Here is a 24636-nt window from a genome sequence, read left to right as displayed (position 1 = left end):
TCCCCACAAAAATAGTGTGTGTACTGATGACGTAGTGAGTCCATGCCATTCCGGCCATCCCAATCCTTCCCGCCGCCGCACGGGGTTGCTATCACCCTGGCCTGATTGAAGGATTGCCATGGCGCCACCGCTCCTGATTCTGCGCGACATCCACCTCACCTTCGGCGGCCAGCCTTTGCTGGACGGTGCCGAACTGTCGGTGCAGGCGGGCGACCGGCTTTGCCTGGTCGGCCGCAACGGCTCGGGCAAGTCCACCCTGATGAAGGTGGCGGCCGGCATGGTGCAGCCGGAAAGCGGCGACCGCGTGGTGCAGAGTGGCACCACCATGCGCTACCTGCCGCAGGAACCCGATCTCTCCGGCTTCTCCGACACGCTCTCCTATGTGCTCGGCGGACTGATGCCGGGCGACGACGCTCATCGCGCCCGCACCCTGCTCGAAGCGCTGGGCCTCACCGGCGCGGAAGATCCGAGGACGCTATCGGGCGGCGAAGCCCGCCGCGCCGCCCTGGCCCGCGTGCTGGCACCCGAGCCCGATATCCTGCTGCTGGACGAACCCACAAACCATCTCGACCTGCCTGCCATCGAATGGCTGGAAGCCGAGCTGAAACGCATCCGCTCGGCGCTGGTTCTGATCAGCCACGATCGGCGCTTCCTCTCCAATCTCACCCGCGCCACCATCTGGCTCGATCGCGGCGCCACGCGGCGGCTGGACCAGGGATTCGCGGCCTTCGAGGATTGGCGCGATGCATTGCTGGAGCAGGAAGAAACCGAACGCCACAAGCTGGACCGCAAGATCGTCGCCGAGCTCGACTGGGTGCGCCACGGCGTATCGGGCCGGCGCAAGCGCAACATGGGCCGCATGCGCGCGCTGCAGGATCTGCGCAAGGATCGCCGCGAACAGCGCAAGGTGGCCGGCAGTGTCACGCTCACGGTTTCAGAGGCCGAAACCTCGTCGAAGCTGATCGTCGAGGCCAAGGGCATTTCCAAGGCCTGGGGCGATCAGGTGGTGCTGCAGGATGTGTCGCTGAAAATCCAGCGCGGTGACCGGCTTGGCATCATCGGGCCGAACGGTGCCGGCAAGACCACGCTGCTCAATATCCTCACCGGCAAGCTCAAGCCCGATGCGGGCAGCGTGCGGCTGGGCATGAATCTGGAACTGGTGGCGCTGGATCAGAAGCGCGATGCGCTGGATCCCGAAATGACGCTGCAATACGCGCTGGCCGGCGGCAGCGACAAGGTGACCATCAACGGCCAGCCGCGTCATGTGATGAGCTACATGAAGGATTTCCTGTTCACGCCGGAACAGGCGCGCACGCCTTTGCGTGTCCTCTCGGGCGGCGAACGCGGGCGCCTGATGCTGGCCCGCGCGCTCAGCAAGCCTTCCAACGTGCTGGTGCTCGACGAGCCGACCAACGATCTCGATCTTGAAACGCTCGATCTCTTGCAGGAAATGCTGGCCGATTATCCAGGCACCGTGCTGCTGGTCAGCCACGACCGCGATTTCCTTGATCGTGTCTGCACATCTGTTCTGGCATCCGAGGGCCAGGGACGGTGGCAGCTTTATGCCGGCGGTTATTCCGACATGGTGGCCCAGCGCGGATCTGGCGTGCAGGCGAAGGCCGCACCGGTGCAGAAGAAAGCCGAGGCGGAAGACACCTCTGCGCCGTCAGCGCCGCGCGCCGCGCCGAAACGCAAGCTCAGCTTCAAGGAAAAGCACGCGTTGGAGACCCTGCCCAAGCGCATGGCCGACTTGCAGGCCGAAATCGCCAAACACCAGGCGGCGCTGAACGACCCGCAACTCTTCTCCCGCGACCCGGCGAAATTCCAGGCCGCCAGCGCCGGGCTGGAAAAAGCAACCTCAGAACTGGCCGCGGCAGAAGACCAGTGGCTGGAGCTGGAAATGCTGCGAGAGGAACTGGAAGGCTAGGGCTTCACTGCACCGGCCGCGCGGCCTGGCGCTGGCTTGGCACCAGTGGCGGCACGCCGAAGCCCAAGTCGATGAACCGCATGCCGTCGCCTTCCTCATACGAATCGGGGTCCATCGGCAGGCCGCGCATGTCGGTCTTGGCCAGGCCGGTGGCACAGCACAGGATCAGGCTGGCCTCTTCGACGCCATCCTCGCAATAGGGCGCGCCGCAGAACTCCACCGGCAATACCGAACCGTCGGCGAAGCGCAGCCAGTAATAGATCACCACGCCGCAGGGCTGGGCGGCCTGGGCGATGGTCAGATGCGCGCGCCAGGAGCGGTTCTCGGCGCTGGTCAGATCAAGATAGTTGAAGCCGGTCAGGTCATAACCCAGATGGGCATTCACCGTGTTGCCGGCCATGGCGACGCGGATGTCGTCATGGCCGCGCAGCTCGAGCAGCACGCAGGTCTCGAAAAAGCTGCCCAGCACTTCCGGGGTGATATCGCTGCGCAGCGGCAGCTTGCGGCCGCGACGGCATTCATCCCACAGGGCGAAAAAATCCTTGGCCCGCTGCGACAGCGGCGCGGGTAAAGCATCCAGAAAACCAATCATCGCGACTCACTCAATGGGTATGCTGCCTTAATGGGTATGCTGCAGCCTGCGTGGAACATTCGGATTGGCCGGCGGAATGCCGAAGCCGATATCGATGAACCGCATGCCGTCGGCGATCATATAGGAATCCGGGTCGGCCACGCCATCGACTGTGACATGGGCCAGCGGCGTCAGACAGCCAAGGATCAGGTCCGGAATGGCGGCGCCGTCGCGGCAGAACGGCGCGCAGACCACTTCCACCGGCAGTATGCTTTCATCAGGATAACGCAGCCAATAATACATCATGGCGCCGCAGGGCTGCAGGATCTGCTCCAGCACCAGCTCCGCGCGCATGGCGCGGTTTTCCGGCGTGGTGAGGTCGAGGTAGTCGCCGCCAGTGGGATCGAAGCCGATCCGCTCGGCGACGCCGGGGCCGGCCAGCAGGATGGGCATGTTGTCGCGGCTGCGGATTTCCAGCATCAGGCAGTTGTGCGCCAACTCACCCAGATCGGTCAGATCGGCATCGCGGTATTCGGGCAGCGGCCGGCCGTGGCGCCAGCGGTTCCACACCGCGAAGAAGCGGCGGCTTGGCACCGAGAGCGGCCCCGGCAGATGCGTAAGGAAATTCTCCATGGCTGTCCCCCCCATGGCGCATGGAACAGATCCACCCGGCATCCAGTATAGGCGCGCCCGGGCATCGGGCAATTGCAAATGAAAAATGGCGCAAATAAAAAAGCGGCCGGGATGTTAACCCCGGCCGCACGCCTGCAGGCTGTATAGGGCGAAGCTTTTATTTCTTCACAGCCTTGACGAATTTGTCGACGAAGGTCTTGTTCAGGTCGACATTGGATTTCGCCAGCGCTTCGTCGAACTGCGCCAGCATGTTGAAGGCGCTCTTCATGCCATCGGCGCTGATCACGCCGGTGCGCGAATAAGTCTCCATCGAGTTTTTCACCGCCGCGATATAGAGCGGCTTGTCGCCCAGGTAATAAGCCTCGGGCACGGTCGCAGCCACGTCCTCCGGCTTGGCGGTGGCGAGCCAGACCAACGCCTTGTGGAAGGCGTTGACCAGCGCCTGGGTGGTCTGCGGATTCTTCTCAATGAATTCGTTCTTCAGGTAAAGCACGGCCGCCGGGTTCGACCCGCCGAAGATCGCCTTGGTACCCGCTTCGGTACGCGAGTCGGCCAGGACGAACACATTCTTGTCCATCTCCAGCTTCGAGATCACCGGATCGAGGTTGGAGATCGCATCGATCTCGCCCTTCTGCATCGCGGCCACCGCGCCGGCGCCGGCGCCCACACCGATGAAGGCGCTGTCCTTGTAATTGCCCCCGGCCTTGGCGATCAGGTAATTGACGAAGAAGTTGGTGGACGAACCCGGCGCGGTGACGCCGATCTTCATGCCTTTCAGGTCGGCGGCGGTCTTCACCTTGCCCTGGTGTTCCTTCTTCACTGCCAGCACGATGCCGGGGAAGCGGCCCAGCTCGATCACCGCGCGGATGTCCTGGCCCTTCTCCTGCATGCGGATAGTATGCTCGTAGGCACCGGTCACGGCATCCACGCTGCCGCCGACGAGCGCCTGCAGAGACTTGGCGCCGCCGCCGAAATCGTTGATCTCGACATCCAGGCCCTCGGCTTTGAAATAGCCCTTCTGCTCGGCAATGGTGAGCGGCAGGTAATACAGCAGCGGCTTGCCGCCGACGCCCAGCGTCAGCTTGGCCTTTTCCGGCGCGGCCTGCGCAGTATCAGGGGCAGCGGCAGCCGTCAGCATGACGGCGGCGGCAGCGGCCAGAAGCATCTTGATCTTCATGTCGTTTCCTCCGTTTTGAAAGTCAGACGGTCTTTGCCGCCGTGTCGGGCCGCCAGACCAGCAGCCGGTTTTCGATCATCGTCACCACGGTATCGATCACGATCACGAAGATCGCCAGGATCAGCATGCCCGAGAACACGCCGGTGACGTCGAACACGCTTTCCGCCTCATGGATCTTGTAGCCCAGACCGCCGGCCGAGCCGAGATATTCACCCACCACGGCGCCGACCAGCGCGAAACCCACGCTGGTATGCAACGAGGAGAACATCCAGGTCAGCGCCGCCGGCCAGTAGACATGCCGCAGCAGCTGGCGCTCGTTCATGCCCAGCATGCGCGCATTGGCCAGCACGGTGGGGCTGACCTCCTTGATGCCCTGATAGACATTGAAGAACACGATGAAGAAGACCAGCGTGAAGCCCAGCGCCACCTTCGACCAGATGCCAAGCCCGAACCACAGCGCAAAGATCGGCGCCAGCACCACGCGCGGCAGCGCATTCGCCGCCTTTACGTAGGGGTCGAACACGGCGGCCAACAAGGCGCGCCGCGCAAAGGCGAAGCCCACCACGATGCCGCCCAGCGCGCCGATGGCAAAGGCCAGCACGGTTTCCAGCAGCGTGATGCCCAGGTGGCGCCAGATTTCGGTGCCGGCGAAATCCTTGGCCGTGCGGGCCAGCACATCCAGCGGCGTGGAGAAGAAGAAAGGCGGCAGCAGCGGCTTGCCATCGATCACGGGAATGGTGGTGAGCAGATGCCACAGCACCAGGAAAGCCAAGCCCACCAGTACCTGGAGTGCGAGCAGGATACTGCGCTTCACGACCGGGCCTCCTCGCTCATCTCATAGGTTTTCTGCACTTCCACACGCAGACTGGCCCAGATTGCCTTGTGGATCTGGTGAAAGGCCGGCTCGGTGCGGATTTCGGCGATGTCGCGCGGGCGCGGCAGCTCGACACGGAAATCGCCGACGATCTTTGCGGCCGGGCCGGCCGACATCACGATCACGCGGTCGGCCAGGGCGATGGCCTCTTCCAGATCATGGGTGACGAACAGCACGGCCTTGCGGTCGCCGGCCTGGTCCCCGGCCTGGTCCCCGGCCTGGTCATTGGCGGCCCACAGCGACAGCAGCAGGTTGCCCATGATCTGCCGGGTCTGCGCATCCAGCGGGCCGAAAGGTTCGTCCATCAGCAGGATCTGCGGATCGCGGATCAGCATCTGCGCCAGCGCCACGCGCTTGCGCTGGCCGCCCGACAGCATATGCGGATAGCGGTCGGTGAAGCTTTTCAGTCCCACGCGGCCCAGCCAGACCCGCGCGCGCTCCAGCGTATCCGCGCGTTTCACGCCCTGCGGCTCCAGCGCCACGGCCACATTGTCGATCGCCGTCTTCCACGGCATCAGGGCATCGGCCTGGAACAGATAGCCGGCCTTGCCATTCAGGCCGACCAGCGGCGCGCCCAGGATTTCCACGCTGCCGGCGGAAGGCTTCAGCAGGCCGGCGGCTGCATTCAGCAGGGTGGACTTGCCGCAGCCGGTGGGGCCGACGATGGCGACGAATTCATGGCGCGCCACCGAAAGATCGATGCCGGAGACAGCGCGGTGCACGCCGCCGGTCTGCAATTGAAAGGTGATGTCCAGCCCGGCGAAGCGCACCGCCTGGGCGGCCGGGTTGGGCTGGGCGAAAGCGACGGGCCCGGTTGAGGGTCCGGTGACGGCGGAAGACGAGGAGTGATCCGAGGGCATGGCCTGAACGGACAAGGCCGGTTTCCTTCCCAAAATCGTTGTTGCGCCTACGAAAAGCGGGACGGGCACAGTAGCCAGCCGCCGCCGGTGCAGTAAAGGGGCGACACGAGGAAGGGGGTATACGGGCCTTTGTTTTGGTTCGCGCGGGGCCGTTCCGGCTCACCTGTATTCGTCACGCGTCGTTTGTGTTCGTTTGGCTTCGTTTCGGTTCGTTTATGCTCGTTACGCTTCGTTCGGGTTCGTTTTGCTTGTAGCGGCTTATGGCGACCTGAGGCCGTTTATCATCGCGGACCGGGTGTTTGGGCCTGTTTTGGCAGGCCTTCAGAAGGCTTTGCCCGAAATTCGCCGTTTACGGAACAAAGCCCGTATGCCGGTCCAGCGGGGGAAATGCCAGGCCGGCATACGGTATTGTGCACGTTCACTCTCGATTGCTCTGCCGGGTGGGGCGGCATTGAGAACAAATATAGTACATTTGGCTGGATTGGCAAGAGCGCCATTCTGTCGGTCCTCACACCGCGCGCAGCAGCACCTGGGCGGCGCCGGCGGCGATGCGGATGGCGCCGTCGCTGAGACGCACGCGCTCCATGGCATTGTCGATCAGGCGGTCGTCGATGCTGGTCTCGCCCAGGGTGATCAGCTTGCGCGCGGCCTCGCGGTTCACCGCCAGGCCAGTCAGCACCAGGAGTTCGGCCAGCGATACGCCTTCGGCCAGATGCGATTTCTGCAGCGCGACCTCAGGCAGGTTCAGGTCAGGCGGCAGGCCGAGTTCGGGCGCCGGGTTCAGGTCAGGATTTTGCGGGCTTTGCATGAGAGGTCTCCTTGAGGACCGGGTTCTGAGCCGCCGGGCCGGAGACCTTTTGTGATGTTGCAAGCCGCCGACCTCGGCGGCTGCAATGGTTCAGACAATGACCAGCGCGCCGCCCGTATGGGAGGTGGTAAAATAATGCCAGAAGCGGTAGGTCGCGGTCATGGAGCGAAGTCTAAGCGCCGCATCGCGTCGCCGTCAATCGGGGATCGCAGCCGGCGGGACGCTTTGTCGCACGGGCTGTGATGCCGGTTACGCAGCCTTGAACCGGGAGAGGCCACAAGACCATGACCACCGATCCGCGCCGCCATGCCCCGGCCACGTTGCGCAACCGCGAGGCCATTCTGGCCGTATTGCGCGATGTGCTGCCAAAAGACGGCCTCCTGCTGGAAATCGCCAGCGGCAGCGGCGAGCATGCCGCCTTCATGGCGCCACAGCTCATGCCGCTGCTCTGGCAGCCCAGCGATTCCGAGGCCGAGGCCCTGCCCTCCATCGATGCCCATGCGGCCGACAGCAAGGCCACCAACATCCGCCCGGCCTTGCGCATCGATGTCACCGCGGCGGACTGGCCGGTGCAGCGCGCCGATGCCCTGCTCTGCTGCAACATGATCCATATCGCGCCGTGGGTCGCGGCCGAGGGGCTGGTGGCCGGCGCGGCGCGGCTGTTAAGCGAGCCGAATGCGCCGCTCATCCTCTACGGCCCGTTCCGTCGCCACGGCCAGCATACCGCACCCTCCAATGCCGTCTTTGACGACAGTTTGAAGGCGCGCGACCCAAACTGGGGCGTGCGCTGCCTCGACAGCGAAGTGTCACCGCTGGCCGCGCGGCACGGTTTCACGCGGATGCAGGTGGTCGAGATGCCGGCCAACAATCTCACGGTGATTTTCCGCAAGAACGGATAGCATGCCTCAAGCCGCCCTCTGGCAGGCGCGCCAGGCGAAATGCGGATAGAAGCGTTCCATCATGCGGTCCACGTAATCGACCAGATTGACAAACGCCTCGGCGCGACGGCGCAGCGCATTGTCGAAATATGGCGAGAGGATATTGGCGAGCTGGGCGAACACGATGGCCTCGCTGCCCGTGGCGCGGACGCCGAACAGATAGGGTTTGGCGCCCAGCAGCACGGACAGCGAGCGCAGCGATCGCGCGCCCAGCAGCACGATCTCGTCATGGCTGTGGCGCGTGATGCCCACGGCGAACAGGTTGGCCATTACCTTCTCGCGCAAGTCATGGCGCAGTTCGGTGCGCCGGGGTTCTGGCACGGCGTCATACCAGCGCGCCGGACCGTGATTGAAACTCGCTTCGTCGGCATAGCGGAAATAATTCATCACCCAGCCAAGCTGGTTTTCCGCCATGCGCTCCACCGCCCAGGCGACGGCGCGTTGCTCGACCGTCAGATCGGCATCCAGATCGACGCCGTATTTCTGTTCGATATAGCTGCGGATGAAGGTGGAATCGGCCACTGTCACCCGGCTGTCGGGGGCATCGCCATCGATGATGAAGGGCAGCTGGCCCTTGGGCGATTCCGCCGGCTGGGCACGTACATGCACATAGGGCAGCCCGGCCAGCTGAAGCTGTATCTCGGTTTTCATCGTATAGGGGCTCACCTCGGGCAGGCCGAAGGCGGGGCCGCCGCCATGCAAACGGATCGGTTGGCGGGCAGCGGGCGGCAGATGGGTCATGGCGGCTCCGGGGGTCTGAAAATGGGAGGCGACGGCGCGATGTCGTCGGAAAAGCTTGTAGCAACCCCCTGCTGCCACCATGCTGTCAGCAGTGCCCGGATAGACATTGTTCCATGAGAAAAGCCGACCGCCTGTTCCAGATCGTGCAGATCCTGCGCCGCGCCAAACGCCATCCGGTGACGGCCGAGGCATTGGCGCAGGAACTGGAAACCTCGAAGCGCAGCGTCTATCGCGATATCGCGGCGCTGATGGCCCAGCGCGTGCCGATCCGCGGTGAGGCCGGCATGGGCTATGTGCTGGATCATGGCTTCGACCTGCCGCCGCTGATGCTCACGCCGGATGAAATCGAGGCAGCGGTGCTCGGCGCGCAATGGGTGTCGCGCCGCGCCGATCCGGAACTGGCGCGCGCCGCCCTGGACCTGATCGCCAAGATCGGCCAGGCGGTGCCCGAACGGCTGCGCCCCTATGCGGCCGAACCGGCGGCCATCGCGCCGCCGAGTTGGAACCTGCAGCCCGACGCCATCGACATGGTGCAGACGCGACTTGCCATCCGCACCGGTCGCAAGATCGCGCTGAATTATCGTGACGAGCAGGGCCGCGAGACGAAACGCGTGATCTGGCCGGTCACGGTGGGCTATTTCGACACCGTGCGCATGATCGTGGCCTGGTGCGAGCTGCGTGGCGATTTCCGCACCTTCCGCACCGACCGCGTCCTGGGCGCCAGCTTCCTCGACGAACGTTATCCCGACCGGCCCAGCGCCCTGCGCGCGAAATGGCAAAAGGCCCAGCGCAGCCGGCCATCCTGCGAGGCGTGAGCGCCGCGCCAGAGGCATGCTATATTCGACACGCGGCCGGCATATCCACGTATGCCGCAGGGTCGGAGGCTGTCATGGACAAGCTGGGCGGTCTGTCGGATTTCGATGTCTTTGCCTATCTCGCCACCGGCCTTGCAGCGATGGCGGCCTGGGATGAGGTGTTTGGCACCACATGGGTGATTGGCGCGAACTGGAACGTGGCGCAGGCGGTGATCACCATTCCGATCGGTTATGTGCTTGGCCATATCATCGCCGGTCCGGCGGGATATCTCATCGAGCGGAAACTGGTGCCGCGGCTGTTTGGCGAGCCGAAGCGGATCCTGTTCGGTGAGAGCCATCGTGGCATACACGGCTGGTTGCAGCGGAATGTATTGATGGAATACTACACGCCACTGGACGCGGGCATGCGCCAGCGCATCATCACGCGGGCGGAGCACGAGCATAAGCCGGTCAAGGAGGCCGAGTCGCTGTACTGGACCGCCTATGCCGTCGCCAAACGCGATGAGCAGACCTATCGCCGCATGGAAATCTTCATCCGCCTATACAGCTTTTGCCGCAACATCGCCTTCACGGCCGCCATGGCGATGACCGGCTTTCTGGCAGCCGCATTATGGCTGTGGTGGCAGCAGGGATGGTCGGAGATGGTGGGCGCCAAGCTGTGGCTGGCGCTGTTCGCCGCCATGGTCGCGCTTGGCATGCTGATCCGCTATCTCAAGTTCTTCCGCCTCTATACCGTCGAGGTCTTCGTCGCCTACAGCGAACCCTCCGCCGCTGGCAAGCCCTAGCGCGGCCTCACCACACGCCGAACAGGATGCCGCGCCCCTTGGCGCTGCCGGTGCGTGCCTCGACCTCGGCATCCGACATCGTCGTGCGGATGCGCCGGTGCCGCAACCAGTCAGTCAGCCGCGCCTCCAGTTGGGCGCGGATGCCGGCATGAGCCGTGCTCAGGCCCAGGTCGGCATATTCATGCGGATCTTGCTGTAAATCGAAAAGCTGTGGGCGGAACCCGTCATAGGCGATGTATTTCCAGCGGTCGTCGCGCAGCATCCAGGCCCGTGCGCGGTCTGGCGGCAGGCCCAGAGTCCTGCGTGCCGGGCGGAAGGCATAATCGCATTCGCTGAACACGGCATCGCGCCAATCCGGCGTCGGCGTGCCGGTCAGACGCGGCAGCAGGGATCGGCCTTCCAGGCGATGCGGTTGCGCCACGCCGCCGGCCGCTTCCAGGAAAGTCGGCGCCAGATCGATGGCTTCCACCAGCGCGGAATCGATGCTGCCGCGCGTGGCATCGGCTTCGCGACCCGGATGATACAGGATCATCGGGATGCGCACGCTTTCCTCGTGGAACAGTTCCTTCTCGCCCAGCCAATGATCGCCAAGGTAATCGCCATGGTCGCTGGTCAGCACGATCAGCGTGTCGTCCATTCGACCTGCTGACTCAAGAAAGGCGAACAGGCGGCCGAGATGATCGTCAAGCTGCTTGACCAGCCCCATATACGTGGGGATCACGGTCTCGCGCACCTCGTCGAGGCTGAAATTGACCGATTCCTCGTGCTGCATGAAAGCGGCGACCACGGGATGCGGGTTGTTCCGCTCGGCCTCGCTGCGCCGCGGCGGCGGCAGGTCGGCGGCAGTATACATGTCGTGATAGGGCGCCGGCGCGATATAGGGCCAGTGCGGCTTGATATAACTGAGATGCAGGCACCAGGGCTGTTCGCCCTGTTCGCGGATGAAGTCGATCGCCCGGTCGGTCATGTAGGGTGTTTCGGAATCCTCCTCGCGAATGCGCGCCGGCAGCCGGGCATGGCGCAGATACCAGCCGCTCAGGATTTCGCCATCGGCGCCCTGTGCCGCATTGGCGAAATCGTGCCAGGGATTGGGGCTGTCATAGCCCTTGGCGCGCAGCCAGCGGTTATAGGCGAGGTCTGGATCGACCAGCTGGTCGGGATGCAGGCCGTCATCGCGTTCATAGGGCTCGAAGCCGCATTGCGACACCAGCACGCCAAGCGACGAGCGCGGGTCGATGCCCAGCCGATTCAGGCCGGCCTCGTCGGCTTTCATATGGGTCTTGCCCACCAGGGCGACGCGATGGCCCAGCGGCCGCAGGTAGTCGCCCAGCGTGAGTTCGGTGGCGCGCAGCGGCACGTTGTTATAGGTCGCGCCATGGCTGGTCATGTAGCGGCCGGTATAGAAGGACATGCGCGACGGGCCGCAGACCGGCGCCTGGCAATAGGCGCGGTCGAACAGCACGCCGCGCCGCGCCAGTCCGTCGATATTGGGTGTCTTCAGGGTGGGATGGCCGGCGCAGGACAGATAATCGGCGCGCAGCTGGTCGGCCATGATGAACAGGATGTTGCGGATCACGGTCATGTCTTTTTTTATGAAGCCCGGGCAGGAACGCTGTGTCAGTTGTCAGGCTTGAAGCCCGATGCCGCCACGGCCGGCGCCCAGTAAGCGGAATCGCGCTGCTGGATCGTGCGCAGCTCCTCTGCGCTGGTGCCGGTGGGCTGCATGCCGAGGTTGGTGATCTGCTGCTGCAGCTCGGGTGTCTTCAGCGCGGCTGTGACGATGCCGTTGATGCGCGCGATCATGTCGGTCGGCGTGCCGGCCGGCGCGAACAGGCCATACCAGGTGTCGCCCTGGATCTTGTGGCCGCCCTCGATGAAGGTTGGCACATCGGGCAGGAAAGGCGACCGTGCTGTGCCCGAAGTGGCGATCACGCGGATCTTGCCCGCCTTGTGCAGGCCCATCACGTCGGGTGTGGTGCTCAACACCATCGGCACCTGGCCGCCGGCAAGATCGGAAAGCGCGCCGGCCGATCCCTTGTAACCGACATGCTGCAGATCGAGGCCGGCGGCGCGACCGAACAGCACCATGAAGAAATGCGGCAGCGTGCCGGCGCCGGGGGTGCCGTAATTGGCCTGCGATGGATTGGCCTTGCACCAGGCGACCAGCTCTTTCAGCGTCTTCACCGGCAGCATGGTGGCGACGGCCAGCGCAAAGTCCATGGTGCTGACCTGCGAGACCGGCGCAAGATCCTTGATCGGGTCATAGGCGAGATCGCGGTAGACATGCTGGTAGACCGTGACCGGGGCGATCGGCGTGAGCAGCAGTGTCTTGCCGTCGGGCGCAGCTGAGGTCACGGCCTGCACCCCGATGCGCCCGGCCGCGCCGGTGCGGTTGTCGACGATCACGGGCTGGTCCAAGGCCATGCGCAGCCGGTCGGCCAGCAGGCGGGCCAGAGCATCGCCCGAGCCGCCGGCGGTGAAGGGAAAGACGATCCGCATCGGCTGGGCGACGATCTGGCCCAGGGCCGCAGGAGCGGCCATGCCCGCCAGGGCGGCGGACGCGGTCAGCGTCAGCATGGAACGGCGTGTGATCATTGGTTTCCTCCCTCGTCTCCGGTTCTCCCGGGGGCCGGTCGTCCGGCTCTTGACCCTGCAGGGTGATCCCGGCGCGGCGAAAGCAAAACCACCTTCCATCAGCGTTTCACCTGGTGTAACACTGCCGGCGGGAGGCACCATGGCCGACAGCGTGAAATCGGTGCGCGCGCTGGCGCGTGGCCTGGAGGTGTTCAAGGCCCTGCAGCAGCAGCCGGCGGCCAGCCTGCAGGACCTGCATCGCGATACCGGCCTCTCCAAACCTACCCTGCTGCGCATCCTCAAAACCCTGGAGGAAGGCGGAATGGCCCGCCGCTCGCTGGGCGACGGGCGCTACCGCGTCAGCGCCAATGTGCGTTTCTTCGGCCGCGATCTGGGCGAGCATGATGCCATTGCCGAACAGGCCGCGCCGGAACTCGACCGGCTGTGCCGCGAGCTGCTGTGGCCATCCGACATCGCGGTCTACAAGGACGGCGCCATGGAGATCCTCGAAACCAGCCGGCCACAGACACCCTTTCTGGTCAATCGCGGCCGCATGGGCTATCGCGTCCATATGCTGATGAGTGCCGTCGGCTGCGCCTATCTTGCGTTCTGTCCGGCTGGGGAACGCGAGGAGATCCTGGCGCGGCTGCGGCACTCGGACGATCCCTATGACCGCAAGGCACGGAATCGCGCCGCCGTCGCGGCGGAACTGGCGGAATGCCGCCGCCGCGGTTATGCCACGCGCGAGCCGGGTTATGGCTGGTGGCTGCCCGGCCGCGGTGCCGAAGCCATTGCCGTGCCGGTGCGGCAGGGCCGCCGCGTGCTGGCGGCCATCAACCTGACCTGGGTGGCGGGTGCCGTGCCGCTGGAGCAGATCGTGGCCGCGCATCTGTCGCGCCTGCAGGCCGCGGCGGCCGCCATCACGGCTCGCATCCCCCAAAGCGCGGCGCCTTGAAATCGTCTCCGGCCATGCCAGATTGTCGCGGCATGTGTGATCCCTCCGTTTTACTTTCCCGATGATCTGCCATGGATAGTGTGACCCAGCTTCTGTTCGGTGGCGTGGTCGCTCAGGCTGGCGCGCGCCGCATCCTCGGGCGCCGCGCGGTGGCCGCTGGCGCGCTGATCGCCACCCTGCCCGATCTTGACGTGCTCTCCGATCTGTTTGGCCCAACCAGCATCACCGATGGTTGGCTGTATCATCGCGCCATCAGTCATTCGATTCCGGCCACGCTGGTTTACGGCACGGCGATCGGCTGGCTGATGTGGAAAGCCGAGCGCCTGCGTCGCAAGCCGGCCGATACGGAAGAGGATCGCAACCGCCGTCATTGCTGGATGTGGCTGGGCGCGCTGGCCTGCGTGACGCATCCCATCCTCGATCTCTTTACGGCCTATGGCACGCAGCTGCTGGCACCGTTCAGCCGCGCGCGATTTGCCATCGATGCGATGCCGATCATCGATCCGTTTTATTCCCTGCCCTTGTTGATCGTATTCCTGTTCGGCCTGGTCAGCCGCGAGAAGGCCCGACACATTCAGCGCATGGCGCGTCTCGCGCTGGTCTATGTGGTGCTCTACACCACCATGGCCTGGGGCATCGGCCTGCATATGCAGGAGCGCGCGCGAGCAGAACTGCACGCGCAAAATTTGGTGCAGGCCGATGTCGCGCGCATCGCCGCCTATCCGGTGATCTTCCAGCCCTGGTGGCGCCGCATCGTGGTTGATTTGCCCGATGCCATCCTGATCGGTTTCGCTTCGCCCTTCGCCAAGGCGCCGATCGTCTGGCAGACGATCCCGCGGCCCGACCGAAATGCCGCCTTGCAGGCCGTTGAGGCGACTTACGATGCGGGTGTGTTCCGCTGGTTCGCCGATGGCCGGCTGCACTGGACGCTGAAACCCGATCCGGCGGCGGGCAATGCCGGTGGTTTCATCGCCGAGGCGCGCGATTATCGCTATGGCATGCCGGGCGACAGCATCCTGGGTTTCTGGGGCCTGCGCTTCCGGCTGGACGCGCAGCATCGTGTGCTGGGCGAACCCGAACGTCTGGCCGAGCGGCCGGGATTCACCCGCGCGGGCTTCGCCGAATTGTGGAATGGCGTGTTGGGCCGTTGATTCCGTTGACTGAATCTGTCTGAGCCGTGCCGGACTGGTAAATCTGCACCCGATGCATTATATTATTATAAGTTTGTAGCCCACGCCTTCGCGGCGCAGGCGCCATTTTCAGGCCCATTCTCGTGGGCAGCGTAGCCCTTCGCCGGACAAGGCCGCGAAGCGCCATTCCACTCCAGGCCGTCGCAGTCCCGCTTTCGGGCCGCCACGCGCATCTCTGCATACGACTGCTGCCCCGCCATTCCTGCCGGCATGGTGCAAATTGCCGTTTTCAACAAAGGATATCGCATGTCGACCGCCACCACCGCCGAAGTCGCCCGTCTCCGCGCCGAGGAGCGTTTCAAGAAGACCGCCCTGCGCGAACGCGAAGCGGCCGAAGCGCGCAAACATCACGAGGAGAACCAGCGCGCGGAAACCGCCAAGGTAGACCGCCTGCGCGCTTTGCGCCTGGCCCGCGATGCCCAACAGGCGGAAATGGCGGCCCAACGCCTGGCGGAAAAGCGCCTGGCTGCGGAAACCGCGGCGGAACAGCCAGTTGCCGCGAAGCGCGGGCGCCGCAGCGTTGCGGCCGACACAGCCAAAGCAGAGTCCTGATCTTTTCCCGTACAACCCTGCGGCGGCTTAGCCCCTAGCCATCGGCCGGGGCAGTCGCCTATATTGCCCCGGCTATGCCAGACCGACCTTGTCCGGGCGTTGTGCCCGCCACCGGCCGCGCCCGTCTTCCCGCTGCCCCGCATTCATCCCAGCTTAGCTTGAAGGCGCATCATGTCGCTGGCGCTTGAGTTGTTGCTGATCGCGGCGCTGATCCTGCTCAATGGCCTGCTCGCCATGTCGGAACTGGCGGTGGTATCGGCTCGCCGTGCCCGCCTGGAGGCGATGGCGCGCCAGAAAAGCGCCGTGTCGCGCGGCGCCAGGCTGGCGATCAAACTGGCCGGTGATCCCGGCCGTTTCCTGTCCAGCGTGCAGATCGGCATCACTCTGGTCGGCATCCTGGCCGGTGCCTTCTCTGGCGCGACGCTGGCGGATCGGTTCTCCACCTGGATCGAGGCCACGTATCTGCTGGCCGAACCGATTGCCGATGGCATCGCTTTTACAGTGGTGGTCGGCTCCGTCACCTACCTGTCGCTGATCATCGGCGAGCTGGTGCCCAAGCAGCTCGCGTTGAAGAAGCCCGAGCCCATCGCCGCCGCCATGGCGCCTCTGCTGGCCGGTCTGGCCTGGATCGCCAGTCCGGTCGTGTCGCTCCTCGATATCTCATCCAAGCTGGTGCTGCGACTGCTTGGCGCCGGCGCCAGCAACACCGAAGCCGTGACGGAAGAGGAAATCCGTCATCTGGTGGCGGAAGCCGAAAGCGCGGGCACGGTGGAACCGGCAGAACGCCAGATGATCGCGGCCGTGCTGAAGCTGGGCGACCGCGCGGTGCGCAGCGTGATGACACCGCGCCATGATCTCGATTGGCTCGATCTCGATGCGCCGCATGACGAACAGGTGCAGCGTCTGCGTCAGACCATGCATCTGCGCCTGCCGGCGGCCCATGGCTCTATCTCCGAGCCGGTCGGCATCGTCGGCGTGAAGGATGTGTTCGACGCGCTGCTCGATGGCGGCCGCGACCAGCTCGCCACCAAGGGCCTCGCCGCCTTCGTGCAGCCGGTGCCGGCCGTGCATGAAAGCGCCGATGTGCTGGATGTGCTGACGCTGCTGAAAGCCTCGCCGGCCGGCATGGCCTTCGTGGTGGATGAATTCGGCAGCCTGGAAGGCGTGGTCACCGCCAACGACATCCTGCAGACCATCGCCGGCGATTTCGCCTTCCCCGATGGTGAGGCGCCCGACCTGGTGCAGCGCGAGGACGGCTCCTGGCTGATCGACGGCAGCCTGCCGCGCGAAGACATGGCCGAAAAGCTGGGGCTGCATCTGCCCGAGGAAGAGGGCCATACCGTGGCCGGGTTCCTGCTCGCCCGCTTCGGCCGCCTGCCGGTGGCCGGCGACGCGGTGGAGTGGCATGGCTGGCGCTTCGAGGTGATGGACATGGATGGCCGCCGCATTGACAAGGTGCTGGCGGTGCCGCCGCGCGAGGCGGTGGCTGCCCATGATTCCTGATCAAGGCCGGGCCGGCCTTTCCTCTCAAACCGCAAGACGGCTCAGGTAATTTTCGGTCGCGCCGGAACCTGCGTGGAATTCCGCCATTGTATGGGGGATGGTCCGGATGCGTCTGACCCGGGCAAAAAAAGGGGCCGCATCAATGATGCGGCCCAAGTCTAGGGAGGAAACGCCCGAGAAGGGCATGCAACAAACCGGAAGCTTGTTGCGATGCACAAACTAATGCCTTCGCCATTGCAGCGCAAGAGGGAAATGTCGTGTCGGACGTCACATTAACAAAAACATATACTTGAGATATTTTTTGAGCCGAATCGGCCCATCCCGCGACAGATTGTTAGCCCACATTCTTTTGTGCAGTAGCGAAAAACTCGAGAGTGTTGCGCCCGGAACACAGGCAGCCGCTTTTTTAACCAGCCTGTGACGAGCGGGCAGAAGGCTGTAGACGGACGAATCGGACCTGTATGGCCGGTCCGATCGACGATCCAGGCCGGCAGCAAAAAGCCCGCTCCGGATGAGGGAGCGGGCCTGCGATACGCCTGATTATAGGCCGGGGTCAGCGGAAGCTGCCGTGATACTCGTCGTTGGGCCGCATCTCGATGGCGGCCGCCATGCGGTTGGACATGTTGAAGAAGCTGATCGTGGCAGCGATGTCCCAGATGTCGCGGTCGCTCCAGCCGGCATCGCGCAGGCCCTGGCGATCGGCCTCCACGATCTTGTCCGGGCTCTCGGTCAGCTTGGTGGCGAATTCCAGTGCCGCACGCATCTTCGGCGTCAGATCGGCGGCGCGCCAGTTCATCACCATCAGTTCGCCCAGTTTCGGATCGCCCGAAATCTGGCGGACGGCGGCGCCATGGGCGGTGAGGCAGTAGAAGCAGTGGTTGATGCTGCTGACCACCACGGCGATCATCTCTCGCTCGAGTTTGCTCAACCCCGACGGCGCCAGCATCAGCTCGTTATACATCTCCGAGAAGCCGCGCAGCTTCTTGGCATCGAAGCTGTAGCTGAGCAGCACATTCGGCACAAAGCCGATCTTCTCGTCGCATTTGGCGAAATAGGCCTGGGTGTCGGGATCGAGTTCCTGGCGCGCGGGCACCGGGATGTTCAGCGCATGGGGGTGCGGTTTTCCGCCCTTTGGGGATTGGCTCATGGTTTCCTCCGTTGATGGCGCCAGACTAGGGCGAAACCCGCAGGGAACAAAGCGTCCTGCCAGGGGTTACCCGAAGGCAATCTGACGCAGGAGGCTTTCATGCATGTTGCATCCATGATCCGCACGCATCCCCGGGTCGGCAGCGACGTCGCGCCCGATGAGAATCTGGTCCGCTGTATCGAGGCCTGCCTCGACTGTGCCCAGACCTGCATCGCCTGTGCCGATGCCTGCCTGGCGGAAGACACCGTCGAGCAATTGCGGCAATGCATCCGCCTCAATCTGGATTGCGCCGATCTGTGCAAGGTGACGGCCACGGTCGCCTCGCGGCGCACCGGCGCGAACCAGACCACGTTGCGCGCCCTGCTGGCGGCCTGCGCCGAAGCCTGCCGCGTCTGTGGCGAGGAATGCGAACACCATGGCGAGGTGCATGGCCATTGCCGCATCTGTGCCGCGGCCTGCCGTCATTGCGAACGGCTCTGCCGCCAGGTGGGCGATGCTGTTGCGCCGGTGCTGCAGTAGGGCGCAGATCGGCCGCTCGGGGGTAAGCAATACCCAACCGGCATTGTCATGGTCGGACTTGTTCCGGCCATCCACGTCTTTCCTAACGGCATCATGCGGATGCCCGGGTCAAGCCCGGGCATGACAGTTCTTTTCAATACGGTCGGGTTTTATTTCTGATCGAAACCCTGTTTAAAGCCGCCAACCTGGCCGCGATGGCGCAGCAGATGGTCGGCCAGCACGAGCGCCAGCATGGCCTCGCCCACTGGCACCGCGCGGATGCCGACGCAGGGATCGTGCCGGCCCTTGGTGACGATTTCGGTCTCGGTGCCGAAACGGTCGATGGTGGCACGCGGATTGAGGATCGAGGAGGTGGGCTTCACGGCGAAGCGCACCACGATTTCCTGGCCTGTCGAAATGCCGCCCAGGATGCCGCCGGCCTGATTGGAGGTGAAATCCGCGCGGCCGTCCTGGCCCAGTTTCATCTCATCGGCATTCTGCTCGCCGCTCAAACGTGCCGCAGCAAAGCCCGCGCCGATCTCCACGCCCTTCACGGCATTGATGCTCATCATCGCGGCGGCGAGATCGGCGTCCAGCTTGCCGTAGATCGGTTCGCCGAGGCCTGCGGGAATCCCGGACGCGCGCAACTCGACCACGGCGCCGACACTGGAGCCCGCCTTGCGAATGCCATCCAGATAGTATTCCCATTCCATGGCCATCTTCGGATCGGGGCACCAGAAGGGATTCTGCGTCACGCTGTCCCAGCTCCAGTTCGCCGGGTCGATGGTCTTCTCGCCCACCTGCACCAGCGCACCGCGGATCTGCACGGTTGAGTCGATCAGGGTCTTCAGCACATTGCGCGCCACCGCGCCGGCCGCCACGCGGGCCGCCGTCTCGCGCGCCGAGCTGCGCCCGCCGCCGCGATAGTCGCGGATGCCGTATTTGCTCCAGTAGGTATAGTCGGCATGACCGGGACGGAACTTGTCCATGATCTCGCCATAGTCCTTCGAACGCTGGTCGACATTCTCGATCAGAAGCGAGATCGGCGTGCCGGTGGTCTGGCCCTCGAACACGCCCGACAGGATCTTCACTTCATCCGGCTCACGCCGTTGCGTCACGAAACGCGAGGTGCCCGGCTTGCGCTGGTCCATCCAGTGCTGGATGTCGGCTTCGCTCAGCGGCACGCGCGGCGGCGCGCCGTCGATCACGCAGCCCAGCGCCGGCCCGTGACTTTCACCCCATGTGGTGACGCGGAAGAGCCGGCCGAAGCTGTTATCCGACATAGGGCTTATTGCCTAACATTGGGCCTGCTTACTCGACCTTCTTGCCGCCGAGCGACAGCAGCAGGTCGGCCACCTGGGCGGCCTGGTCCACCGCCACCATGCCGACACTGTGATAGCCGCTGTCGACATGATGCACTTCGCCGGTGACGCCCGAGCCCAGATCGGACAGCAGATACAGGCCGGCGCCGCCAACCTGCTCGATGGTCACGTTCTGGCGCAGGGGAGCGTTCAACTCGTTCCACTTCAGGATATAGCGGAAGTCGCCGATGCCGCTGGCCGCCAGGGTCTTGATCGGGCCAGCCGAGATGGCGTTGACGCGGATGCCCTGCTTGCCGAGATCGGCGGCGAGGTAACGCACGCTCGCTTCCAGCGCGGCTTTCGCGACGCCCATCACGTTGTAATGCGGCATGACGCGTTCGGCGCCGTAATAGGTCAGTGTGATGGCGCTGCCGCCATCGGTCATCAGCTTCTCGGCACGCTGCATCACGGCGGTGAAGCTGTAGCAGCTCACGTTCATGGTAAGCGCGAAATTGTCGAAGCTGGTGTCGATATAGCGGCCCTTCAGCTCGTTCTTGTCCGAAAAGCCGATGGCATGGACCAGGAAATCGAGTTTGCCCCAGGCCTTTTCCAGCGCCGTGAAGGTGGCATCGATCGAGACCGGATTGGTGACGTCGCATTCCAGTACATGCTGGGCGCCGATGGTGGCGGCCAGCGGCTTCACGCGTTTCTCCAGCGCCTCGCCCTGATAGGTGAAGGCCAGTTCGGCGCCCTGGGCATGCACCGCCTTGGCGATGCCCCAGGCCAGCGAACGGTCGTTGGCGACGCCCATGATAAGGCCGCGTTTGCCATGCATGAGCGGTTGCGGTTGCGACATAAATCCCCCGGTAAGGCTGTGGCGCGAGACGGCCGGCGCAGCCGCTGGGGCGCTCCTGGCTCGAAACACTGGCCGGCGAGAGTAGCCCAAAGCCGGGCTTTGGCCAAGCCGCCTAAGCCATTATGGTGAAAAAGAAAATCGGCTACCGATCCATCTCGTATGCCGGCATGGCGCGGACCACGGCGTCCGGCAGTGGTCCGGCCTGCTCACGCTGCTGTTGCAGCAGATCGCCGGGCAGGCCGAGTTGTGCGGGGGAGACGAACATCAGGCCCCGGATGGTATTGAGGCTGCGCTTCATCTCTTCCTGCAAGGGTGGTAGCAGGCCCTCGGCCTCGGCCCGGTCCAGCGCTGCCCCGGTCACCGGTCCCAGATCGCCATCCACCAGCACCGGGCCGCCGCGATAGGGCCCGCGCGTCACCTGTTGTGGCCGTGGCGCGGACTGGTTGGGCCAGAGCAGGTCGTTCAGGCCATCCTGCATCAGCTTGACGAGTTCGCTTCCGGCCTCGCCCATATACTGCGGCGATTGCTTCATCGCCTTGTACCAATCATCGAGTTCGCGGCCGAAGGCGCGCAACGTATCCTCACGCCGGACTTCCACGCGGCTGCGGCACGCATGTTCAGGCAGATCGCGTTGCGGCATGTCGCGCTGTGGCCGACCGGTGGCATCGGTATTCTGCGGCGCGTCGCCATAAAGATGGCGATAGGTGTCGCTGACCAGACGAAAAGCGTCGTCATGGCGCGGATGCTGGGGTTTCAGATAGGCCTCATGCGCCTGCAGGGCATGCAGATCGCGACGAGACAGATCGGCGGGCTGCTTGTCCAGCGTGAAATCCAGCCAGCGTTCCGGCGTCGGCGGTAGCGCGGCAAGGCGGGATTCGAAGGATGCAGGACTTACATTTGCATCGCTGCGCGGCGTTTCCCGCGCTTCCTGCTGCGGATCGCCATGAAATCCCTCGATCTCCATCAGGCCCTGGCGGGGCAGGGTCTTCGACTGCTCGGCGACTTCGTCGCGGAAATAGCGGTCGCTGATCGGCTTCACATCATGCTGCATGCCGTCGACAACCTGCTCCCAGTTTTCCCAGTTTAATGGATCGCTGGGCAGATCCGGTGCATCGCGCAGATGTATCCCGGCTGGGAAACCCCAGACGCTGCCGATCGCCGGCTGCAGCAGCGTCGGAAAATAGGCTTCGTTCGGAATGCCGCGCGCCTCGAAGACATCGCGGTGATACGCCACGCTCTGTGGGCCGGTGACGCGATGATCACCGGTCTCGGCGAGATTGCGTTCGCGCTGCGCCAGGTCGGCGGCGGCCACATCGCGCCGGATGGCATCGCGCTCATCCTCGTTCAACGGCCGGCCGCGTGCCTCGCGGGCAAACCGTTCCAATCGCGTATTGGCGATCTCGCCCTGTTTGCCGCGATTGGCGGCGACGTTGCGTGCCAGCCCGGCATAGGAATCCTGTTTCTCCAGCGCCGCCCAATAGCCGTCGATGTCGCCATCTTTCAGACGGGCGCGGGCGACGTCCAGGGCGCTACGCTGCTCGGCAGAAGAGGGGCGACGAGAGGGCATGCAAATCTCCCATTCCAAATGATCATGATTTTTTCTTAAATAAAGCGGGCCGGCGTCAGCCAATTGCCCGGAATATCAGGGCCGTGACCAGACCAATCAAAAGAGCCAGAACCCTGGCGCTCGCGTCCACGATAAGGAGCGGAGCGGCAATGCCCAGCCCGATCCAGTAGGGCCGCCGGCGCCCCTGCGGCACAAAGCGAAAGATGGCAAAGGCGGCCAATGTTAGAAGCGCGGCATAGGCACTCACGCGTATGACCCAGTATCCCAAATAGGGATGGGCAAAATCCTTGGCGATCACCGTTGCTGAGGCCTCGATGGCGACAATGATCATGGACAGTAAGGGGATTGCCAGCAGGACGCAGAGCAGAATGGTCAGCAGCCGCCAGCCTCGGCCGCTGCTGTCTGGCGGCGATCCTGCTGGTGACGATGCGGCGTCCGGGCTGAGATCTGGCATGGCTTGGGTTGGCTGTAGATACCGTAATATGCGGGTAGCCTGTCTGATTGTCAATACATAAAGAGAACAAAATTGGATATTATTCCTGTATTCAGGTCCGGCCCGGTCATTCCGCCGGTTCCTGTCTGGTGCTGCGGGCCCGTTCCAGCCGCTGACGCACGGCATCCTCGGGCAATCCCGCCTGCTCCAGCGCCAGCGCGCCGAGCTGCAGCGAGGCCTCGGCGGCCTCGGCGATCACCTGGGCGGCGCCCAGCCTGCGCAGGTGCTCGGCATGGCCATGGTCGCGGGCGCGGGCGAAAACCGGCAGATGCGGCCAGGCGCGATGGGCGGTGGCGACCAGATGGCCGGCGGCGGCCGGATCATCCAGCGTCACCACCAGGGCCTGGGCGTGGCCGGCAGAGAGTTTCTCCAGCAGTTCGACGCGGCTGGCATCGCCATAATGCACCGGACGTCCGGCGCGCCGTTCGGTCGCCACGGTTTCGGCATGGGCATCCAGCGCCACCCAGGGAATCTGTTCGGCATCCAGCAGGCTGGCGATCATGCGGCCGACGCGGCCATAGCCGCAGATCACAACATGCCCCTCCTGGTGTTCGGCATTCTCGCCGATGCCATGCGTCGCCTGCGCGACGCCATCGGCCAGCTTCTGCGCCAACCGCCGTGCCGCCTGGGCGATGAAGGGAGTGAGCAGCATCGACAAGGATACGACCAGCAGCATGAACTGCGCTGTCTCAGTCGGCAGCAGGCGATACCGTTCGCCAAGGCCCACCACGACGAAGGCGAATTCGCCGCCCTGGCCGAGCAGCAAAGCCATTTCCAGCGCAGTGGCGCGGCTCTGCCCGAACAGCAGCGCCAGCGCGGCGATGATGCCACCCTTGATGACGAACAGGCCTATCACCGACAGCAGGATCCACAGCACATCATTGGCCGCGACGCGCAGGTCGATGCCCATGCCGACCGACAGGAAGAACAGCCCCAGCAAAAGGCCCTTGAAGGGTTCGATGCTGACTTCGACGGCATGGCGGTATTCGCTTTCCGCCAACAGCAGGCCCGCCAGGAAGGCGCCCAATGCCATCGATAGGCCGGCAATACCGGTGGCCGCCGCCATGGCGATCACCACCAGGAGGATCAGTGCCATGAACATCTCAGGGCTTCTGGCGCCGCCGGCCAGGCGGAACAGCGGTCCCAGCACGCGCCGGCCGATCACAATGATCGCAACGATGGCGGCAATGGCGATCGCCAGCGTCTCGCCCAGTTGCAGCAACATGTCTTCGTTGCTGATGCTGCTGGCGGTGGCAAGAAAGCCGATCATGAACAGGATCGGCACCACGGCCAGATCCTGCATCAGCAGGATGGCAAAGCTGGCGCGGCCAACCGGCGTGCCGCCACGCCGGCTTTCGATCAGCAGCTGCATCACGATCGCCGTGGAACTGAGCGCCAGGCAACTGCCCAGGATCAGCGCGGCCGGCGTGCTGTTGCCAAACGCAATGGCGATGCCGCCGATCACGGCGGCAGCGATCAGCACCTCGGCCAGGCCCAGACCAAGCACGAGGCGTTTCATCTGCCACAACCGGTCGAGCGAGAGTTCCAGCCCGATCATGAACAGCAGGAAGATGATGCCGAATTCGGCGATCAGACGGACGCCGGCGATATCGCCGATGGTGACATATTCCAGCCAGGGCAGCCGGTCGGCAAACAGCGCCAGGCCATAGGGACCGATCAGCAGGCCCACAGCCAGAAAGCCCAGCACCGGGCTCAGGCGCAGGCGGTGGAAAACCGGCACGACGATGCCGGCCGCCACCAGAAAGACGATCAGCTCGCGGAAATAGGGAATGGTCTCGGAATGCTCCATGCCTGACCTTCGCTTAACCGAACCGATGCGTCAAATGGTTGTTTCTGCTGATCTTTTAAAT

Annotated in this window: 24 protein-coding genes; 9 read left to right on the top strand and 15 right to left on the bottom strand. The window is 64.4% G+C overall.

The genetic code is table 11. The features are described from left to right. Window positions 1-118 precede the first annotated feature (118 nt). Window positions 119-1927, top strand: coding sequence for an ABC-F family ATP-binding cassette domain-containing protein (locus ACE3OO_RS07905; RefSeq protein WP_374301531.1), 1809 nt, complete (start codon window positions 119-121; stop codon window positions 1925-1927). A gap of 4 nt (window positions 1928-1931) precedes the next feature. Here ACE3OO_RS07905 and ACE3OO_RS07900 read toward each other — a convergent pair whose 3' ends face one another. The 6 genes from ACE3OO_RS07900 to ACE3OO_RS07875 form a co-directional block, all read right to left on the bottom strand. Continuing rightward, on the bottom strand, window positions 1932-2519 hold the full coding sequence (locus ACE3OO_RS07900; RefSeq protein ID WP_374301529.1) for a PAS domain-containing protein: 588 nt from the start codon (window positions 2517-2519) through the stop codon (window positions 1932-1934). Window positions 2520-2546: 27 nt separating this feature from the next. Further along, window positions 2547-3131, bottom strand: coding sequence for a PAS domain-containing protein (locus tag ACE3OO_RS07895; protein ID WP_374301527.1), 585 nt, complete (start codon window positions 3129-3131; stop codon window positions 2547-2549). Window positions 3132-3288: 157 nt separating this feature from the next. Further along, window positions 3289-4308 (bottom strand): ABC transporter substrate-binding protein, encoded by a 1020-nt coding sequence (locus tag ACE3OO_RS07890; RefSeq protein WP_374301525.1) that lies wholly within the window; start codon window positions 4306-4308, stop codon window positions 3289-3291. A gap of 22 nt (window positions 4309-4330) precedes the next feature. Further along, complete coding sequence (locus ACE3OO_RS07885) at window positions 4331-5122, bottom strand: ABC transporter permease (RefSeq protein WP_374301524.1); 792 nt, start codon at window positions 5120-5122, stop codon at window positions 4331-4333. After that, window positions 5119-6057 (bottom strand): ABC transporter ATP-binding protein, encoded by a 939-nt coding sequence (locus tag ACE3OO_RS07880; protein WP_374301522.1) that lies wholly within the window; start codon window positions 6055-6057, stop codon window positions 5119-5121. The genes ACE3OO_RS07885 and ACE3OO_RS07880 overlap by 4 nt, the downstream gene beginning before the upstream one ends. A 493-nt stretch (window positions 6058-6550) precedes the next feature. After that, window positions 6551-6850, bottom strand: a complete 300-nt coding sequence (locus ACE3OO_RS07875; protein WP_374301521.1) for a hypothetical protein — start codon at window positions 6848-6850, stop codon at window positions 6551-6553. Between the two features lie 284 nt (window positions 6851-7134). Here ACE3OO_RS07875 and ACE3OO_RS07870 point away from each other — a divergent pair, with 284 nt between their 5' ends. Continuing rightward, the gene (locus tag ACE3OO_RS07870) at window positions 7135-7749 is read left to right on the top strand and encodes a DUF938 domain-containing protein (RefSeq protein ID WP_374301519.1); all 615 of its coding nucleotides are present in this window, start codon (window positions 7135-7137) and stop codon (window positions 7747-7749) included. Between the two features lie 6 nt (window positions 7750-7755). Here ACE3OO_RS07870 and ACE3OO_RS07865 read toward each other — a convergent pair whose 3' ends face one another. Further along, window positions 7756-8529 (bottom strand): glutathione S-transferase family protein, encoded by a 774-nt coding sequence (locus ACE3OO_RS07865; RefSeq protein ID WP_374301517.1) that lies wholly within the window; start codon window positions 8527-8529, stop codon window positions 7756-7758. Between the two features lie 113 nt (window positions 8530-8642). Between ACE3OO_RS07865 and ACE3OO_RS07860 the strand changes: the two genes are divergently transcribed. Together ACE3OO_RS07860 and ACE3OO_RS07855 are read left to right on the top strand one after the other, a co-directional pair. After that, the gene (locus tag ACE3OO_RS07860; protein ID WP_374301515.1) at window positions 8643-9344 is read left to right on the top strand and encodes a helix-turn-helix transcriptional regulator; all 702 of its coding nucleotides are present in this window, start codon (window positions 8643-8645) and stop codon (window positions 9342-9344) included. Window positions 9345-9418: 74 nt separating this feature from the next. Then, window positions 9419-10129, top strand: coding sequence for a hypothetical protein (locus tag ACE3OO_RS07855; RefSeq protein WP_374301513.1), 711 nt, complete (start codon window positions 9419-9421; stop codon window positions 10127-10129). A gap of 7 nt (window positions 10130-10136) precedes the next feature. On the opposite strand, the gene ACE3OO_RS07850 is transcribed toward ACE3OO_RS07855, so the two are convergent. Continuing rightward, window positions 10137-11711 (bottom strand): alkaline phosphatase family protein, encoded by a 1575-nt coding sequence (locus tag ACE3OO_RS07850; RefSeq protein ID WP_374301512.1) that lies wholly within the window; start codon window positions 11709-11711, stop codon window positions 10137-10139. Between the two features lie 35 nt (window positions 11712-11746). Next, window positions 11747-12724, bottom strand: a complete 978-nt coding sequence (locus ACE3OO_RS07845; RefSeq protein WP_374301511.1) for a Bug family tripartite tricarboxylate transporter substrate binding protein — start codon at window positions 12722-12724, stop codon at window positions 11747-11749. A gap of 139 nt (window positions 12725-12863) precedes the next feature. Between ACE3OO_RS07845 and ACE3OO_RS07840 the strand changes: the two genes are divergently transcribed. The 4 genes from ACE3OO_RS07840 (at window position 12864) to ACE3OO_RS07825 (ending at window position 16903) form a co-directional block, all read left to right on the top strand. After that, the gene (locus ACE3OO_RS07840; RefSeq protein WP_374301509.1) at window positions 12864-13658 is read left to right on the top strand and encodes a helix-turn-helix domain-containing protein; all 795 of its coding nucleotides are present in this window, start codon (window positions 12864-12866) and stop codon (window positions 13656-13658) included. 71 nt (window positions 13659-13729) lie between these two features. After that, a complete protein-coding gene (locus ACE3OO_RS07835) occupies window positions 13730-14809 on the top strand; it encodes a metal-dependent hydrolase (RefSeq protein WP_374301507.1) in 1080 nt (359 codons plus the stop codon). A 285-nt stretch (window positions 14810-15094) separates the two neighbouring features. Continuing rightward, entirely contained in the window at window positions 15095-15400 is a 306-nt protein-coding gene (locus ACE3OO_RS07830; RefSeq protein ID WP_374301505.1) for a hypothetical protein, read from the top strand. A 171-nt stretch (window positions 15401-15571) separates the two neighbouring features. Next, window positions 15572-16903 (top strand): hemolysin family protein, encoded by a 1332-nt coding sequence (locus ACE3OO_RS07825; RefSeq protein ID WP_374301503.1) that lies wholly within the window; start codon window positions 15572-15574, stop codon window positions 16901-16903. A gap of 553 nt (window positions 16904-17456) precedes the next feature. On the opposite strand, the gene ACE3OO_RS07820 is transcribed toward ACE3OO_RS07825, so the two are convergent. Then, window positions 17457-18050, bottom strand: a complete 594-nt coding sequence (locus tag ACE3OO_RS07820; protein WP_374301502.1) for a peroxidase-related enzyme — start codon at window positions 18048-18050, stop codon at window positions 17457-17459. Window positions 18051-18149: 99 nt separating this feature from the next. On the opposite strand from ACE3OO_RS07820, the gene ACE3OO_RS07815 reads away from it, so the two are divergent. Continuing rightward, entirely contained in the window at window positions 18150-18569 is a 420-nt protein-coding gene (locus ACE3OO_RS07815; protein WP_374301500.1) for a four-helix bundle copper-binding protein, read from the top strand. 149 nt (window positions 18570-18718) lie between these two features. Here the strand turns inward: ACE3OO_RS07815 and aroC are convergent, their stop codons facing one another. The 5 genes from aroC to ACE3OO_RS07790 all read right to left on the bottom strand — a co-directional run bounded on the left by aroC (window position 18719) and on the right by ACE3OO_RS07790 (window position 24575). Beyond that, window positions 18719-19831 carry a chorismate synthase gene (gene aroC / locus ACE3OO_RS07810; protein WP_374301498.1) on the bottom strand — a complete coding sequence of 371 codons (1113 nt, stop codon included), beginning with the start codon at window positions 19829-19831 and terminating at the stop codon, window positions 18719-18721. A gap of 28 nt (window positions 19832-19859) precedes the next feature. Further along, entirely contained in the window at window positions 19860-20705 is an 846-nt protein-coding gene (fabI, locus tag ACE3OO_RS07805) for an enoyl-ACP reductase FabI (RefSeq protein ID WP_374301496.1), read from the bottom strand. A 142-nt stretch (window positions 20706-20847) separates the two neighbouring features. Then, window positions 20848-22272: a hypothetical protein gene (locus tag ACE3OO_RS07800; protein ID WP_374301494.1), complete on the bottom strand. Its 1425-nt coding sequence runs from the start codon at window positions 22270-22272 to the stop codon at window positions 20848-20850. Window positions 22273-22327: 55 nt separating this feature from the next. After that, window positions 22328-22726 (bottom strand): hypothetical protein, encoded by a 399-nt coding sequence (locus ACE3OO_RS07795; protein ID WP_374301492.1) that lies wholly within the window; start codon window positions 22724-22726, stop codon window positions 22328-22330. Between the two features lie 106 nt (window positions 22727-22832). Further along, window positions 22833-24575: a cation:proton antiporter gene (locus ACE3OO_RS07790; RefSeq protein WP_374301490.1), complete on the bottom strand. Its 1743-nt coding sequence runs from the start codon at window positions 24573-24575 to the stop codon at window positions 22833-22835. Window positions 24576-24636: the final 61 nt, after the last annotated feature.

The organism is Ferrovibrio sp., from assembly GCF_041906005.1.
Taxonomy (GTDB): domain Bacteria; phylum Pseudomonadota; class Alphaproteobacteria; order Ferrovibrionales; family Ferrovibrionaceae; genus Ferrovibrio.
This window is presented reverse-complemented; position numbering and strand designations above follow the sequence as displayed.

What these genes read in the sequence shown, in the direction of transcription:
- ACE3OO_RS07905 (WP_374301531.1), top strand. Translation starts at nt 119, where the DNA reads ATGGCGCCACCGCTCCTGATTCTGCGCGACATCCACCTCACCTTCGGC.
- ACE3OO_RS07900 (WP_374301529.1), bottom strand. Translation starts at nt 2,519, where the DNA reads ATGATTGGTTTTCTGGATGCTTTACCCGCGCCGCTGTCGCAGCGGGCC.
- ACE3OO_RS07895 (WP_374301527.1), bottom strand. Translation starts at nt 3,131, where the DNA reads ATGGAGAATTTCCTTACGCATCTGCCGGGGCCGCTCTCGGTGCCAAGC.
- ACE3OO_RS07890 (WP_374301525.1), bottom strand. Translation starts at nt 4,308, where the DNA reads ATGAAGATCAAGATGCTTCTGGCCGCTGCCGCCGCCGTCATGCTGACG.
- ACE3OO_RS07875 (WP_374301521.1), bottom strand. Translation starts at nt 6,850, where the DNA reads ATGCAAAGCCCGCAAAATCCTGACCTGAACCCGGCGCCCGAACTCGGC.
- ACE3OO_RS07870 (WP_374301519.1), top strand. Translation starts at nt 7,135, where the DNA reads ATGACCACCGATCCGCGCCGCCATGCCCCGGCCACGTTGCGCAACCGC.
- ACE3OO_RS07865 (WP_374301517.1), bottom strand. Translation starts at nt 8,529, where the DNA reads ATGACCCATCTGCCGCCCGCTGCCCGCCAACCGATCCGTTTGCATGGC.
- ACE3OO_RS07860 (WP_374301515.1), top strand. Translation starts at nt 8,643, where the DNA reads ATGAGAAAAGCCGACCGCCTGTTCCAGATCGTGCAGATCCTGCGCCGC.
- ACE3OO_RS07855 (WP_374301513.1), top strand. Translation starts at nt 9,419, where the DNA reads ATGGACAAGCTGGGCGGTCTGTCGGATTTCGATGTCTTTGCCTATCTC.
- ACE3OO_RS07850 (WP_374301512.1), bottom strand. Translation starts at nt 11,711, where the DNA reads ATGACCGTGATCCGCAACATCCTGTTCATCATGGCCGACCAGCTGCGC.
- ACE3OO_RS07845 (WP_374301511.1), bottom strand. Translation starts at nt 12,724, where the DNA reads ATGATCACACGCCGTTCCATGCTGACGCTGACCGCGTCCGCCGCCCTG.
- ACE3OO_RS07840 (WP_374301509.1), top strand. Translation starts at nt 12,864, where the DNA reads ATGGCCGACAGCGTGAAATCGGTGCGCGCGCTGGCGCGTGGCCTGGAG.
- ACE3OO_RS07835 (WP_374301507.1), top strand. Translation starts at nt 13,730, where the DNA reads ATGGATAGTGTGACCCAGCTTCTGTTCGGTGGCGTGGTCGCTCAGGCT.
- ACE3OO_RS07830 (WP_374301505.1), top strand. Translation starts at nt 15,095, where the DNA reads ATGTCGACCGCCACCACCGCCGAAGTCGCCCGTCTCCGCGCCGAGGAG.
- ACE3OO_RS07825 (WP_374301503.1), top strand. Translation starts at nt 15,572, where the DNA reads ATGTCGCTGGCGCTTGAGTTGTTGCTGATCGCGGCGCTGATCCTGCTC.
- ACE3OO_RS07820 (WP_374301502.1), bottom strand. Translation starts at nt 18,050, where the DNA reads ATGAGCCAATCCCCAAAGGGCGGAAAACCGCACCCCCATGCGCTGAAC.
- ACE3OO_RS07815 (WP_374301500.1), top strand. Translation starts at nt 18,150, where the DNA reads ATGCATGTTGCATCCATGATCCGCACGCATCCCCGGGTCGGCAGCGAC.
- aroC (WP_374301498.1), bottom strand. Translation starts at nt 19,831, where the DNA reads ATGTCGGATAACAGCTTCGGCCGGCTCTTCCGCGTCACCACATGGGGT.
- fabI (WP_374301496.1), bottom strand. Translation starts at nt 20,705, where the DNA reads ATGTCGCAACCGCAACCGCTCATGCATGGCAAACGCGGCCTTATCATG.
- ACE3OO_RS07800 (WP_374301494.1), bottom strand. Translation starts at nt 22,272, where the DNA reads ATGCCCTCTCGTCGCCCCTCTTCTGCCGAGCAGCGTAGCGCCCTGGAC.
- ACE3OO_RS07795 (WP_374301492.1), bottom strand. Translation starts at nt 22,726, where the DNA reads ATGCCAGATCTCAGCCCGGACGCCGCATCGTCACCAGCAGGATCGCCG.
- ACE3OO_RS07790 (WP_374301490.1), bottom strand. Translation starts at nt 24,575, where the DNA reads ATGGAGCATTCCGAGACCATTCCCTATTTCCGCGAGCTGATCGTCTTT.